A 15,510-nucleotide genomic window follows, 5' to 3' on the forward strand; every position below is an offset into this window, starting at 1 on the left:
TAGGCATATAAGACAAACCCAAGCCCTTATCGGGCGCAGTGCAGATAAGTATAGACTTATCGTAAGCACATGCTTATCAAAAGCATTTAATTAAAGGAGGACTTTATAAAATGGCTAAAGCTAAGTTCGAAAGAACCAAACCACATTGTAATATCGGTACCATTGGTCACGTAGATCATGGTAAAACTACATTAACAGCAGCAATTACTAAGACTCTTCATGAAAGATTAGGAACTGGTCAGGCAGTAGCATTTGATCAGATCGATAAGGCACCGGAAGAAAGAGAAAGAGGTATCACTATCTCTACAGCTCACGTTGAGTATGAATCAAAGAATAGACATTACGCTCACGTTGACTGCCCAGGACATGCCGATTACGTTAAGAACATGATTACAGGAGCTGCTCAGATGGATGGAGCTATCCTTGTTGTTGCTGCTACAGACGGTGTTATGGCTCAGACAAAAGAGCACATCTTATTATCCCGTCAGGTAGGTGTTCCTTATATCGTTGTATTCATGAACAAATGTGATATGGTTGATGATCCGGAACTTCTTGAATTAGTTGAGATGGAAATCAGAGACTTATTAACTGAATATGAATTCCCTGGCGATGATACACCAATCATCCAAGGTTCTGCTCTTAAAGCACTTGAAGATCCTTCCAGTGAATGGGGCGATAAAATTATCGAATTATTCGACGCTGTTGACACATGGATTCCTGATCCTCAGAGAGAAACTGATAAACCTTTCTTAATGCCAGTAGAAGACGTTTTCTCCATCACAGGTCGTGGTACTGTTGCTACAGGCCGTGTTGAACGTGGTGTTCTTAAGGTATCTGAAGAAGTTGAAATCGTTGGTATTAAAGAAGAAACTCGTAAAGTAGTTGTAACCGGTATCGAAATGTTCCGTAAACTTCTTGATGAAGCTCAGGCTGGTGATAACATCGGTGCTCTTCTTCGTGGTGTTCAAAGAAATGAAATCGAAAGAGGACAGGTTCTTTGCAAACCAGGCACAATCAAATGCCACAAGAAATTTACTGCTCAGGTTTATGTATTAACAAAAGATGAAGGTGGACGTCATACTCCTTTCTTCAACAACTACAGACCACAGTTCTATTTCAGAACAACTGACGTAACTGGTGTTTGTAATCTTCCAGAAGGCGTAGAAATGTGTATGCCTGGCGACAATATCGAAATGAACATCGAATTAATTCATCCTATCGCTATGGAGCAAGGTTTAGGCTTCGCTATCCGTGAAGGTGGTAGAACAGTTGGTTCAGGTAAAGTTGCTACAATCATTGCTTAATTAAATATGAGCCTAGACCCTTGATTTTCTTGGGTTTAGGCTCTTTTTTTATCCTTTTTTCAAGAGAAATAACCCGTCTAATGCACATTATTGAAACTTATCCGTATGTTGTTGAAACTATACGGATAAGCATATATAATATATAATATGTTTTTACATCTGCATGGAGGCGAACCAATTGAGCAGTTTATGAGGATATATCTCGTCGCGGGAAGCGTCATATATATGGGACGTATCAGAGCGGCATCAATACTGTCAAGATGGGCGAATACCAAGCGTTTCCCGCTTTGGGCGCTTCCGGGCTATTCCGGTGGATGCAAAAAAGCCCACCGCCCCCCCGTAAAAACAACTTGAAAGGAAGCGAACCCTATGCTGCGTATAGCCATCTGTGATGATCAGCCGAAGGAATTGGAAATCATCAATGAACATATAACAGAGTACCTTGACACCCATACACTAGAAGCAGTGGTGAGCAATTTTTCTCACCCGGATAAATTGCTCACCGCCATTGAGCTTGGGAACTTTCATCTTTACATATTGGATATTGTTATGCCTATGGTCAGTGGCATTGAGCTCGACAAAGAAATTCGCCGTCTCGACCGTGAAGCGCAAATTATTTATGCCACCACCGAGGCGCAGTTCGCTTTGGAGGCCTTCAAGCAATATGCTGTAGTACGGGATAGCTATACGGATCACCTAATGGCGAAGGGGGAAAAGCGATGATCGAACATTTTTCCGACTTTCTGCGTGCAGCGGTTTCCACCACTGCGAATGTCCTGCTCATGGGGACTCTTTTACAGCCAAAGTACTCAAAAAAAATCACCGTGCTGACTTTGTTGGGGATTCTCGCCGCCGATTTAGGCACGGCGGGCTATTGTTATCTCAACGGAAATCTCACCTTGCTTTCAAAGCTGGATATCGTCCTGTTTGCGGTGCTTTGCTTTGCAGTACGTCCACTTTTTAAGGACACCTTCATGCAGTGGCTGTTTTCTTATATTACCCTCCAGAACATCAGCGATATCGTTATAATCCTCAGCTTCGAAGTCTGCAGGTATTTCCCTTATCCCGCTTATACCAATACGCTGCTGCGTGCGGTTCTGTTCAGCGCTTTTCTGCTGGTCATGTCGCGCCATGTGCGTCCGTTGTACCGGCAGGCAGTAGAGCATTGGTCTGCGTATTTCGTTGTTGCTTTAGGTCTTTATATTACATTTACCTACTATATCCTGAGCGCGGACGATATTATCGTGATGCTGACAGAACAGGCTATACCGCTGCTTCTGGTGATCTTTATGGGGCTTGCTGCTTACACCTCCATTTTTCTTTCGCTTAAAAATCTTCAGCGAGAGTTTCAGGTGAAGGAGGAGAACCAGAAAATGCAGGCAGAGCGAGAATACCTGCAACTGGCCGCAGGCAACATGTCCCAGCGGCTTATGCTTATGGAAGAAGTGTCGGCGCAAAACAGCCGCGCTGCCCATGACCGCCGTCATTTCAACAATGTGCTTCTGGAGCTTTTAGAGCAGGGGAAAACCGGCGAGGCTAGCGCTTTGCTGCAAAGTCAATATCAGAAGACGCATGTAATCAGTAAGGTCTATTGCGAAAACCCTGCTGTAAATGCCGCTGTTTGCCATTATGCGGGTCTTGCGGAGCAGGAGGGTATTCTCACAGAGATTGAACTGGATATTCCACACGATTTGACCGAAGATACCTTGGAACTAGCCATGGTGGTCTCGAACCTGATGGAAAACGCAGTCCGTGCCTGTAAAAGACTTCCGGGAAATCAGACCCCATATCTTAGCTTTACTTGCCGTAGAGTGGGGCGTCTGTTGCTGGAAATAGAAAATCCCTGCACAGAGGATACTGTACTGGATGAAAAGGGTTATCCTATTGCGCGCGAAGAAGGACATGGAATCGGCAGTAAAGGCGTGATTGCCTTTGTGAAAAAATATGATGGCGAATTGTTGTATAAGATAGAAAAAGGTGTTTTTCGTGTGCGCATTTTGGTGTAAAAGCTTACCGCATCCCGTTTATCAAGAGCAAATTTTAAATGAATAGCTTTTTTAAAGTGTAAAAATGAGTCTTTTAAGTGTATAGACTCATTTTTATTTGTTTTCGGGAGTATTCTTACTATTGATATTTTAAAAAACACCAAATCGTTGGAGGAAACGAAATGAAGCAAAAATTCTCTCGTTGCTGCTGGCATTCAGCGTGGTAATTTCTTTGGCCCTGTTCACAAGCGGCTGCAAACCGGTGAGACTTCCCTCCAGGCAGGATGCGCATGACGCACTTAAGGAAGCTGTCACTGTCGTGACAGCGCGTCAGAATCTTTTTCTTGTTGAAAGTGGAAGAAAGTGTATAAATATGTTAAAAAGTGGAGATTATTAAATAGTTATGGCTAACTATATAGTACCTGAAGTTGAATCCTTTACCTGGGTAAAGTTGCTATTATTATCCCTTAATTAAATAATTAACCCCTATCGGACAGGACGTACCGGAGCATCATCGGAAGTAGGTTTAATTACTTAGATTATGGAAAAAATTGATGAATCAAAAAAAAATAAAAAAAGTTCTTGATTATTTTGGCGAAATACTGTATTATTTAGAAAGTTTAGGCTTTAAAAGCTTAGCAACCTAAAACAAATATCAGGAGGAGAAAATGGAAAAGACACTTAATAAAAAATTAGTCTTAGGTATCCAGCATGTTCTTGCAATGTTTGGTGCCACAGTATTAGTTCCTGCATTAACAGGTCTTAATACTTCGATTACATTATTTTGTGCCGGTGCAGGTACCTTATTGTTTCATTTCATTACTAAAAAGAAGGTTCCCGTATTTTTGGGATCCAGTTTTGCATTTATGGGCGGCGTGATATCGGTCATAGGTGATTCTAGAATTGGAGATGCTGATTTTTTAAGTAAACTGGCAGCAGTTAAAGGGGCATTAATAATAGCGGGTTTGATTTATGCTGTATTTGCATTAATCATTAAAACTGTAGGGTATGATAAGGTTGACAAATTATTGCCACCTATTGTTACCGGACCGATTATCATTGTAATTGGTTTAAGACTCAGTGGATCAGCTATTAATAATGCCTTTTATTATAAGGGTGAATTTAGTTTGAAATCATTACTGGTTACGGTATTGGTTCTGATGACGGTGATATGTATATCCGTGTTTGCAAAAGGTATATACAATCTTATGCCGATTCTCTTTGCTATCATAGTTGGTTACATTGTAAGTATTCCTTTAGGTTTTGTAGATTTAACTCCTGTTAAAAACTCTGAATTCATCTCAATTATGGATTCTAGTATTAGGGCTCAGCTTTTCTTAGCACCTACTTTCCGTTTGGATGCAATCCTGGCTATCGCACCAATAGCCTTGGTAACACTGATTGAGCATGTGGGTGATATAACTACCAACAGCGCGGTTGTTGGTAAAAACTTTATTGAAGATCCAGGTATACACAGAACAATCTTAGGCGATGGTTTAGCTACTGCTTTCGCAGGTTTACTGGGTGGACCGGCTAATACAACTTATGGAGAGAATACAGGTGTTTTGGCCGTTACAAAAAATTATGATCCCTCTGTTATTCGTATTGCTGCCGTAGTAGCAATGATACTCGGTATAATAGGTAAGTTCGGTGGTTTTGTTACGAGTATACCACAGCCTGTAACCGGCGGTATCAGTATCGTACTCTACGGTATGATATCTTCAGTTGGTATCCGTATTCTAATAAATTCAAAATTAAACTTCGGTAATAGCAGGAATTTAATTATTGCGGCATTAATTCTGGTTTTGGGAATTGGATGTGACAGTATACCGATTACAGCAACAGTTACTATATCAGGTCTTGCACTTGCAGCAATAGCAGGGATCTCCCTGGCACTTATTCTTCCGAGAGGAAAAGATGATGTTCTGGAAGAAAATTAATAGGGGTTATAATTACTGATATGACTTGGCATAGATATACTTTAATATCGATATACTTACAGCATAAATATACTGTAGAAGCGTATTAAACAGTTATAAAGAAACCCCGAATCTTTTGAAAAAAAGGTTTGGGGTTTCTTGTGTAAAGCTGAATTATATACAAATTCTTAAGTCTTTCTTAAAAAAAGTCTAAATAGATATATTTTTAAAAATTTCCTTTGAAATATTCCAAAAATATGTATATAATATATTCAAGTATGTTTAATTGACAGCGTATTGGAAAAAATTAGATTATACAATACAGAGTAAAAGCTGGAAGATGTCGTAATAATGACATTTGTACAAATGAATATAAAAGTCCGTAACATATCATATTGGACCAGAGTTACGGGCAGAATAGGAATAGGAAGTGAAAGGAGATAATTATGTTAGGCAGTGATATAGGAATTGATTTGGGAACAGCTAGCGTTTTGGTTTATATAAAGGGTAAAGGTGTTGTTTTAAAAGAGCCTTCCGTTGTTGCATTTGATAGAGACACTAATAAAATTAAAGCGATTGGAGAAGAAGCAAGATTAATGCTTGGCAGAACTCCCGGTAATATAGTTGCAGTGCGTCCGTTAAGACAAGGTGTAATTTCAGATTATACCGTAACAGAGAAGATGCTTAAGTATTTTATTCAGAAAGCAGTTGGAAAACAGCGTTTCCGTAAGCCAAGAATCAGTGTCTGTGTACCAAGTGGTGTTACTGAAGTAGAGAAGAAAGCAGTAGAAGACGCAACTTACCAGGCTGGTGCAAGAGAAGTTGCAATCATTGAAGAACCTATTGCAGCAGCAATCGGGGCAGGAATCGATATTTCCAGACCATGCGGTAATATGATCGTAGATATCGGCGGTGGTACTTCCGATATAGCAGTTATCTCCTTAGGAGGCACCGTAGTCAGTACTTCCATTAAAATCGCAGGAGATGATTTTGATGAAGCAATCGTAAGATATATGCGAAAAAAACATAATCTTTTAATTGGTGAAAGAACTGCAGAAGATATTAAAATTAAGATAGGTTCTGCATATAAACGTCCGGAAGTAGTAACCATGGATGTAAGAGGACGTAACCTGGTTACCGGGCTTCCAAAAACCATAACCGTTACTTCTGACGAGACCGAAGAGGCATTAAAAGAGACTACTTCTCAGATTGTTGAAGCAGTACACAGTGTGTTAGAGAAAACTCCGCCGGAATTAGCGGCGGATATTGCTGATCGCGGTATTGTGTTAACAGGCGGCGGTTGTTTACTTTATGGACTGGAAGAACTAATAGAATCCAAGACAGGCATTAATACAATGACGGCAGAAGATCCGATGACTGCCGTAGCAATTGGTACAGGAAAATTTGTAGAGTTCTTAAGTGGAAAGAGAGATTAGCCGATATATAGGTTATGACATAAGATAAAGACAACTTTATAAACCCAAAATGACGGGGAGACAGGAGTAAAGTATGGTAAGAGGTCTATATACGGCATGGTCAGGTATGGCCAATGAACAAAAAAGACTGGACATTGTATCGAATAACCTGGCTAATGCAGCAACGGTTGGTTATAAAAAAGATAATGTTACCAATCAGTCTTTTGACAATCTATTAACCTTAAAAATCAAAGATTCGTCAGAACAATACAATGACAGAGCGATAGGCAAAATGAGCCTTGGAGTGAAATTAGGTGAGGTTTATACTAATTATGGACAAGGCTCTTTAAGAGAAACCGGTAATCCATATGACCTGGCAATCGAAGGAAAAGGATTTTTTAATATTTCCACGAAAGATAAGAATGGAAATGAAGAAATCAAATATACCAGGGACGGTTCTTTTACAATGAACCAGGATGGAAAGCTGGTGGATGCCAATGGTTATTCCCTGGTAGGTGAAAGCGGAGAAATTACAATTCCGGTTAATACTGGGAATGTAACAATTGATGGAGATGGTTCTATCTATGCAGATGGTGTTTATATTGATAAAGTAATCACTACTGATTTCGAGGATTATAACTACCTGCAGAAACAAGGTGACAGTATGTATGTAGCGCTTGAGGGAGCGAATGAAACAACGGGAACGGCTAATATCAGACAAGGGTTTACCGAACAATCCAATGTAAATGTTGTTTCAGAAATGGTTGATATGATCGCTGTCACAAGAGCTTATGAAGCAAATCAGAAAGTAATACAGACGGTGGATGGTACTTTGGATCTTGCAGCTAATTCAGTAGGGAAAGTATAAATAATTATCACATAAGAAAGGATATATGCCTATGATGCGTTCATTATGGACAGCCGCTTCCGGTATGATATCACAGCAAACAAATGTTGATACCATTTCGAATAACCTGGCTAATATTAATACAACAGGATATAAAAAAGAAAATGCGCAGTTTAAAACATTGTTATATCAAACAATACAAGCAAAATCAACAGATGCAAACAATGAGGATAAACCATCAGGAATACGGGTTGGGTTAGGAGTTAAGAACTCAGATATTGTATCACAATATACACAAGGTAATTTAAATGAAACTGGAAACGATTTTGATTTTGGTATCCAGGGTAATGGATTTTTTAGGGTACAGACAAGCGATGGAAGTATTGGTTATACAAGAAACGGATCGTTTGGAATGTCTATCGGTGCCAATGGAATTACGTTAGCTACAACGGAGGGATATCCTATTTTGGATACGACAGGTGCACCAATTGTATTGGATTCTAATATAGATACATCGAAGCTTAAGATTGATGAGAGCGGTAATCTTTTATATCCAGATGATAATGATAAATTACAATCAATGGATATTCAAATAAGTCTTGCACAATTTAATAATCCTGCCGGATTAGAAAAAACTTCTGATAGTATATTAAAAGAAACAGCAGCTTCCGGTGCTGCACGATTAGAGAATGAAGATGCCAACATTAAAAAGAGTGTAATTAAGATAGGATTTTTGGAAGGTTCCAATGTGCAGGCGGTAAATGAGATGGTAGATCTTATTGTTGCACAGAGAGCATATGAGATGAATTCCAAGTCAATTACTGCGGCAGATGAAATGTTACAGCAGGCTAACAATCTTCGTAGATAACAGGGGGTAGAATATGAATTTTGCAATAGGTAATGATTCTGTATTTACTACTGCTTCCTCTTCACTTAATACCTCGAATAACACCGGTAAACTGGAAGCAAAGCTAAACGGCAATATCAAAGATTCCTCGGATAAAGAGCTAATGGATGTATGCAAGAGTTTTGAATCTTATTTCGTTGAGCAGGTTTTTAAAGAAATGAAGAAAACAGTACCGAAAAATGAAGAAAGTAATGAATATCTTGATTATTTCGGTGACAGGCTTTATCAGGAATATGCGGGAGAAGTAACGGAAAGCGGAGACCTGGGTATTGCACAAATGCTTTATGAATCCATGAAAAGAAATAAATAAAATACATAAATATTCTTTATATAGTAATACGCCTAGAAATATGACTAACCTATATTAATTTTACTTATTACAGAGATATGATAAAATCATAAAATCTCCGTATAACAGATATAGGTTCAGGTTTTCGTTCTAGGCGTTATTGTTACTGTAGGAGGAGGTGGGAATAAATTGTCTGAAGTTTTAGAAGGGTATATAGATAAGATAGTATTTCGGAATGCTGAAAATGGATATACAGTATTAACTTTAGTAAATGATGATACAGAAATGACCTGTGTCGGAACATTTACATTTATAAGTGAAGGTGAATTTATTCGTGCCACCGGAAATTACACTGCACATCAGTTGTATGGAGAGCAATTCCAGGTTCAGAGTTATGAATTTATGGAACCGGAAGATTTGCAGTCCATGGAACGATATTTGGGTTCCGGTGCGATCAAAGGTGTTGGTAATGCCCTGGCCGCCCGTATTGTAAGGAAGTTTAAAAAGGATACGTTCCGCATCATCGAAGAAGAACCGGAACGGCTGGCAGAAGTAAAGGGTATCAGCGAGAATATGGCAAGGGAAATTGCGAAACAGTTTGATGATAAAAAAGAGATGCGGGGAGCTATGTTATTTCTTCAGCAATTTGGTATTACGACCGTTCTGGCAGTTAAAATATATAAGGAATACGGCGCCAAAATGTATCAGATTGTAAAGGAAAATCCCTACAAACTGGCTGAGGATATAAGCGGTATTGGATTCAAATTAGCCGATGAGATTGCTGCAAAAATAGGTATCGGTACGGACTCTGATTATCGTATGAAAGCAGGAATTCTATATATCTTACTTCAGGCAAGTTCCAGTGGACATGTATTTTTACCGGAAGAGGTATTAGCTGCCAGGACAGCAGAACTTCTGGGAACCGATGTAAGTGGAATTGAACATCATATGATTGACCTGGCTATGGAGAAAAAGCTGATAATTAGAGAAAGCGAGGGTATGAAACAGATCTATGGCGCCAGTTTATTTTACCTGGAATTAAATTCTGCCAAAATGCTTTGCGATTTAAATATTAAGTATGACTTATCATTAACAGAAATTGATTATCGATTAAAAGCTGTTGAAAAACAGTTTCAGATAGAATTAGATGAAATGCAGCGGACTGCTGTAATAGAAGCTGCAAGAAATGGGCTTTTAGTGGTAACTGGAGGACCTGGTACCGGTAAAACTACGACGATTAATGCAATTATTCGTTTTTTTGAAGCTGAGGGGATGGATATCTTATTAGCAGCACCAACAGGAAGAGCCGCTAAGCGAATGACCGAAACTACGGGTTATGAAGCAAGAACCATACATCGTTTGCTGGAGATATCAAAAATGTCCGGTGATATGGATAATAAATTAGTTTTCGAGAGAAATGAAGGGAATCCACTGGAAACGGACGTAATTATTATTGATGAGATGTCCATGGTGGATATTAGTATTATGCATGCATTATTACGTGCTATTACAGTCGGAACCAGATTGATTCTTGTTGGAGATGTTAATCAGCTGCCTTCCGTGGGACCCGGTAATGTATTAAAGGACATCATTAATTCTCATCAATTCAATGTAGTTAAGTTAACAAAAATCTTCAGACAGGCCACGGAAAGTGATATTATCGTTAATGCTCATAAAATCAATGCAGGGGAACAGATTAATCTGGATAACAAAAGCAAAGATTTCTTTTTACTGAAACGGGATGACGTAACCGTAATCATTCAGGTCATTGTTGCACTGGTCCGTGATAAAATGCCGAAATATGTTAATGCCACATCCTTTGATATTCAGGTATTAACTCCCATGAGAAAAGGTGAATTAGGAGTAGAACGGTTAAATCAGGTATTACAGCAGTTCCTTAATCCTCCCGCACCTGACAAAAAAGAGAAAGAGTCTCATAACTGCATATTCCGAGAAGGTGATAAAGTAATGCAGATAAAAAACAATTATCAGCTGACCTGGGAGATAAAGAGCAGATACGGAATTACAACCGAAAACGGTACTGGTATTTTTAACGGTGATACGGGAATCATAAAAGAGATAAATCTATTTGCCGAACAGGTAACAGTAGAGTTTGATGAGGGCAGAATGGTAGAATATACATTCAGTCAGCTGGAAGAACTGGAATTAGCTTATGCAATAACGATTCACAAATCTCAGGGAAGTGAGTATCCGGCAGTAGTAATGCCTTTATTGACCGGTCCAAGAATGCTGCTTAACCGAAATCTTTTATATACGGCAGTAACCAGAGCCAAAAATTGTGTTACCATTGTAGGCAGCCAGAGTATTGTACAGATGATGATAGACAATGAAAGTGAACAGAAAAGATTCTCCGGACTTTCTGAACGTATCAAAGAGTTATACCTGAAATGAGGACAATTTACTGATGCAAAATGTGGAAGTCTGGGTTATAATAATAATAGGGTAAAAATTAATCCAAAGAGTAATAATAATTATAAGAGGTTTTAAAATCAGTGGTTCATAACACTGAAAAATCTATGTACTGTTCACAGGCAACGACGCGACGTGTTTTTTGTGAATATATTGTCACAAAAAATCGGAGAATTGCAGCGCCAAAACGCTGTTCTTGCGTTTTGTGTGCATCGCGAAGCGTGTTATTGTTTGCGGAACTGCTGCTTATTGCAGGGGAGTGAACAGTAACAAATCTATTAACAACCAATAAAATAAGAATAATTACTTATTGGAATTGCACAAAAGATAGATTATAATATTGAATTTGAAGATATGGGAAACGAAAGGGGCAAATTATGAAAAAAACTACGTTAGTAATTATGGCGGCAGGCCTGGGAAGCAGATATGGAGGAATCAAACAGTTAGAGCCAGTGGGACCTGGCGGTGAAATAATTATGGACTATTCTATTTATGATGCGATAAAAGCGGGTTTTAACAAAGTTGTATTTATAATACGTAAAGACCTGGAGCAGGATTTTAAGGAAGTCATTGGAAACCGTATCTCCAAAATTATTGAAGTGGAATATGTATTTCAGGAAATGGATAATCTGCCGGCAGGTTTTGAAAGACCTGTAGACAGAACGAAACCCTGGGGAACCGGACAAGCAGTATTATGCTGTAAAGACGTTGTAAAAGAGCCGTTTGCGGTTATTAATGCAGATGATTATTATGGTAAGGAAGCATTTAATAAGGTTCATGATTATCTGGCTAATTTAGAATCCAATGAAACAAATGATTTCTGCATGGCTGGTTTCGTATTAGGAAATACACTAAGTGAAAACGGTACAGTTACCAGAGGTGTTTGTCAGGTTGATGGGAATGGTTTCCTTGTAGATATTGTTGAGACGAGAGAAATCGAGTCTAAGGGAGATACAGCAGTTGCTTCAGACGGAAAAGGCGGAGAGATAAAGATTAATTTAAACAGTGCAGTATCCATGAACATGTGGGGATTTACAACAGGGCTTTTTAATGAATTGGAAACAGGATTCGTAACCTTTCTAAAAGAACATGGAAGTGAATTAAAATCAGAGTATTTACTTCCTGAAGAAGTAGGAAGATTAGTAAAGGAAGGCAAAGCAGCAGTACATGTTTTAAGCTCCAATGATAAATGGTTCGGTGTAACCTATAAAGAAGATAAACAGATGGTGGTAGAATCCTTCAAAGCGTTAATCAGCAAGGGAGTATATCCGAATAAATTATTTTAACCAAAGTTGTCAGATAGGGGAGAGTATAACAGGGGAAAGTATATTATGGGGGGTAAGATTTGTTAGAGTCTATTAAAGATATTTTATATCCGCGAAGATGCCCAATTTGTGGTGAGATTGTAAAACCCAGAGGACGGTTAGCTTGTCCTCCTTGTAAATTAATATTAAAACCAATAGAAGAGCCTCGTTGTAAAAAATGCAGTAAACCTATAGAATCTGAGGAAAGGGAATACTGCCATGACTGCGAGAGGAAGAACCATCATTATAGTAAAGGGTATGCTATGTGGGTTTACGATTCATCCATGAAAAAATCTATAGCAGATTTTAAATTTCATGGAAGAAGAGAATATAGTGATTTTTATATTGATGAGATAATAAAATGTTACAGTAAGGAAATTAAATCAATTGCTCCGGATGTATTGGTACCCATACCAATACATGATTCGAAGTTAAAACAAAGAGGTTATAATCAGGCTGATATTCTTGCTCTGGGTATTGGCAAAAAGCTGAATATAACTGTATTATCCCATCTTCTGCAAAGAGATAAAAAGACATTGCCTCAAAAGCTGTTAAATGATAAAGAAAGGTTAAAAAACTTAGAGAAAGCATTTACTTATTCGACGGAAGAAAGTAATAAAATATTATATCCGATTAATAAGGTGATGTTGATTGATGATATTTATACCACCGGCAGCACGATAGAAGCCTGTACGAATATATTATTACAGAATGGTATAAAGGAAGTTTATTTTCTAAGCATTTGTATTGGTAAAGGATACTAAGGAGGAGAAAGATATGGATGTACGAAACTGTAAGAATTGCGGAAAATTATATAATTATATCAGTGGGCAGCCCCCTCTGTGCAATGCCTGTTTAAAGGCCCTTGACGAAAAATTTTCTGTAGTTAAAGAATATATCTATAACCATCCCGGGGCCGGAATTGCTGAGGTATCAGAAGCAAATGAAGTTTCAACCATGCAGATCCAGAAATGGATCAGGGAAGAACGTCTTACGTTTTCCCCGGATTCCCCGATTGGTATTGAATGCGAGAATTGCGGTACCATGATTAAAACAGGCAGGTTCTGCAAGGCCTGTAAAGATAAACTGCTAAATAATTTTGGCAGTCTGTACCCGGAAGAAGAACCACAGTATAAGAAAAGGGATTTTAAGGATCCTAATGGTAAAATAAGATTTTTGGACAGAAAATGACAGATGGGATATTCATATAACCTATTATATCATTATTAATTTAAAAAACTGAAATAATGGAAAGAGGATAACAGTAATTATGAGTTACGGTTATCCTCTTTAATAATTTATAGATAGGGCCCTGCGTTTTCGGAGTGTCTCGGGAGCCAGACTTATTTTTCTTTAACTTCAGTAATTCCGGTATCCGCTATCGTTATTTTTTCTTCTTTCATAAGTCTTCCGATTGCCCTTTTATATGCATTTTTACTCAGGTTAAACTGGGATTTAATGACCTCGGCATCAGTTTTATCATGATAGGGAAGAAAACCGCCGGCTTCCTGTAAACGATTAAAAATCAATTCAGCATCGGAATCCAGTTGCACATAAGATTTCTCCCTGATACTTAAGTCCAGTTTACCGTCATCTTTGACCTGTGTAACTCTTGCCTCTACGCTGTCACCTACTTTTAGAGGGCGATATAACTCCTTAGTGGGGATTAAAGCACAATAACGGTTATCCACCGCGACAAAAGCACCGAAACTTTCTACAATTTCATATACTGTACCAATAACCTTATCATCTTTCTGATAAGGGGAATAGCAGTCCAAAAGCGAATAAACTTTCATTGTAGCACATAAGCGTTCACTTTTATCGATATAAAGGGATACTAGAACATCCTCTCCGGAGTGAACTCTGGAAGTCTGTTCTTTAAATGGAAGTAGTAAATCCTTTGCCAGACCCCATTCCAGGAAAGCGCCGATAGAGGTAACCTCTTTGACTCTTAAAAGAGCTGTCTTACCTAATGTCAGCACGGGAATGGTTGTTGTTGCAATAGGGCGGTCTTCTGAATCCTTATAGATAAAGACCTCGATTTGATCTCCTAACTTAATTCCGTTTGCTACCTGGTTTTTCGGCAGCAGAATTTTACTTAGTTCATTAATGTGTATGGCTTGTCCTGTCTTGGTTTGTCTATTTCCGTTATTACTCTTGCTTTCCCATTTTGGGCGGCTTGTATTTGAAGAATCCTCCGAACTGTAATCCTTACCAGGTTCACCAAGATAAACCCCAAAGTCAGTGGTTTTTATAACTTCTAAAGTTTGAACTTCACCTAATTTTATCATTATTACCTCTCTTTCTGCCGCAGGATGCGGCATAAAATCTCTCGAAAAAAACTTTTCTGCGGATTCTTTCTAAGTGTATTAAGTTCTATAATTCACTTTTCTCCTGTTATTTAAATTCAATAATAGTAAACGGTTTTCCTTCCTGATTAGCGAGAACCACGGTATATGTATTACTTTCCCTACATACCATGGGCACGATAATATCTCCTAAAACTGCTGACATTCTGTATTCTGCTCTCATTTGCCTGATTCTAAAACCGCTTGGCAGGAATTCTTCCGCCATTTTTATATATTGCCCATTATTTACATGATTATTGGTATCGATGTTAGACCGGATCACCGGAAATTCTGGTAAACTTTCAAGATTTTTGGGTATATTAATTTTACGGGGAGCATAATCCATCTCGAATTTTTTTTCGGGATTATACCCTCGAATATCCGCTTCGGTGACCTTTATAGGGCGATAACTTTCCGTATCCATATAAACCCAGATGGAATTTGCGACTGCTGATATCTGACCGTTTGAATCTTCAATCATAAAATTACGGTATCCGTACATACTGTTAAAATCATAAGCCCAGGTTGAAACAGTAATTTTTTCTCCCAAAGAGGGAAAGCGATTGACAATTATCTGCCATGCATTCATTAACCAGACACGTTTATTTTTCTCTAAATATGCCAGTCCCATACCAATATCTTCTGACTGAAAAGTACTGCAGTCCTGGAAATAATTGATAATAGAGTACATATCCATTTTTTTCTCTTTATCTACTTCGCTGTAGCGTACGCGGCTTTTAAAACTGTACATAATATAACTCC

The 15,510-nt window shown here is 38.5% G+C and carries 15 protein-coding genes; 13 read left to right on the forward strand and 2 right to left on the reverse strand.

Annotated features, from left to right (window positions below; translation table 11 throughout):
• Positions 1-110: 110 nt before the first annotated feature.
• The 13 genes from tuf (at position 111) to RBU59_RS17000 (ending at position 13,591) form a co-directional block, all read left to right on the forward strand.
• Positions 111-1,304: an elongation factor Tu gene (gene tuf / locus RBU59_RS16940; RefSeq protein ID WP_308143684.1), complete on the forward strand. Its 1,194-nt coding sequence runs from the start codon at positions 111-113 to the stop codon at positions 1,302-1,304.
• 225 nt (positions 1,305-1,529) lie between these two features.
• The gene (locus RBU59_RS16945; RefSeq protein WP_308143685.1) at positions 1,530-1,658 is read left to right on the forward strand and encodes a hypothetical protein; all 129 of its coding nucleotides are present in this window, start codon (positions 1,530-1,532) and stop codon (positions 1,656-1,658) included.
• A 15-nt stretch (positions 1,659-1,673) separates the two neighbouring features.
• A complete protein-coding gene (locus tag RBU59_RS16950) occupies positions 1,674-2,027 on the forward strand; it encodes a LytR/AlgR family response regulator transcription factor (protein WP_308143686.1) in 354 nt (117 codons plus the stop codon).
• Complete coding sequence (locus RBU59_RS16955) at positions 2,024-3,310, forward strand: sensor histidine kinase (RefSeq protein WP_308143687.1); 1,287 nt, start codon at positions 2,024-2,026, stop codon at positions 3,308-3,310. Before RBU59_RS16950 ends, RBU59_RS16955 begins: the two co-directional genes overlap by 4 nt.
• Positions 3,311-3,957: 647 nt before the next feature.
• Positions 3,958-5,229, forward strand: a complete 1,272-nt coding sequence (locus RBU59_RS16960) for a uracil-xanthine permease family protein (RefSeq protein ID WP_308143688.1) — start codon at positions 3,958-3,960, stop codon at positions 5,227-5,229.
• A gap of 425 nt (positions 5,230-5,654) precedes the next feature.
• Entirely contained in the window at positions 5,655-6,644 is a 990-nt protein-coding gene (locus RBU59_RS16965) for a rod shape-determining protein (RefSeq protein WP_161836858.1), read from the forward strand.
• Between the two features lie 73 nt (positions 6,645-6,717).
• On the forward strand, positions 6,718-7,491 hold the full coding sequence (gene flgF / locus RBU59_RS16970; RefSeq protein WP_308143689.1) for a flagellar basal-body rod protein FlgF: 774 nt from the start codon (positions 6,718-6,720) through the stop codon (positions 7,489-7,491).
• Between the two features lie 31 nt (positions 7,492-7,522).
• Positions 7,523-8,338 (forward strand): flagellar basal-body rod protein FlgG, encoded by an 816-nt coding sequence (gene flgG, locus RBU59_RS16975; RefSeq protein WP_308143690.1) that lies wholly within the window; start codon positions 7,523-7,525, stop codon positions 8,336-8,338.
• A 13-nt stretch (positions 8,339-8,351) separates the two neighbouring features.
• The gene (locus RBU59_RS16980) at positions 8,352-8,687 is read left to right on the forward strand and encodes a rod-binding protein (RefSeq protein ID WP_308143691.1); all 336 of its coding nucleotides are present in this window, start codon (positions 8,352-8,354) and stop codon (positions 8,685-8,687) included.
• 168 nt (positions 8,688-8,855) lie between these two features.
• Positions 8,856-11,078, forward strand: coding sequence for an SF1B family DNA helicase RecD2 (recD2, locus tag RBU59_RS16985; RefSeq protein ID WP_308143692.1), 2,223 nt, complete (start codon positions 8,856-8,858; stop codon positions 11,076-11,078).
• Positions 11,079-11,473: 395 nt separating this feature from the next.
• Positions 11,474-12,382, forward strand: a complete 909-nt coding sequence (locus tag RBU59_RS16990) for a nucleotidyltransferase family protein (RefSeq protein ID WP_308143693.1) — start codon at positions 11,474-11,476, stop codon at positions 12,380-12,382.
• Between the two features lie 59 nt (positions 12,383-12,441).
• Positions 12,442-13,164 (forward strand): ComF family protein, encoded by a 723-nt coding sequence (locus RBU59_RS16995; protein ID WP_308143694.1) that lies wholly within the window; start codon positions 12,442-12,444, stop codon positions 13,162-13,164.
• A 13-nt stretch (positions 13,165-13,177) separates the two neighbouring features.
• Complete coding sequence (locus RBU59_RS17000) at positions 13,178-13,591, forward strand: flagellar protein (RefSeq protein WP_308143695.1); 414 nt, start codon at positions 13,178-13,180, stop codon at positions 13,589-13,591.
• 152 nt (positions 13,592-13,743) lie between these two features.
• Here RBU59_RS17000 and RBU59_RS17005 read toward each other — a convergent pair whose 3' ends face one another.
• Both RBU59_RS17005 and RBU59_RS17010 read right to left on the reverse strand, forming a co-directional pair.
• Positions 13,744-14,691: a CvfB family protein gene (locus tag RBU59_RS17005; RefSeq protein WP_308143696.1), complete on the reverse strand. Its 948-nt coding sequence runs from the start codon at positions 14,689-14,691 to the stop codon at positions 13,744-13,746.
• 106 nt (positions 14,692-14,797) lie between these two features.
• Positions 14,798-15,499 carry an acyl-[acyl-carrier-protein] thioesterase gene (locus tag RBU59_RS17010; protein ID WP_308143697.1) on the reverse strand — a complete coding sequence of 234 codons (702 nt, stop codon included), beginning with the start codon at positions 15,497-15,499 and terminating at the stop codon, positions 14,798-14,800.
• Positions 15,500-15,510 lie beyond the last annotated feature (11 nt).

This window comes from Anaerocolumna sp. MB42-C2, from assembly GCF_030913705.1.
GTDB lineage: Bacteria > Bacillota > Clostridia > Lachnospirales > Lachnospiraceae > Anaerocolumna.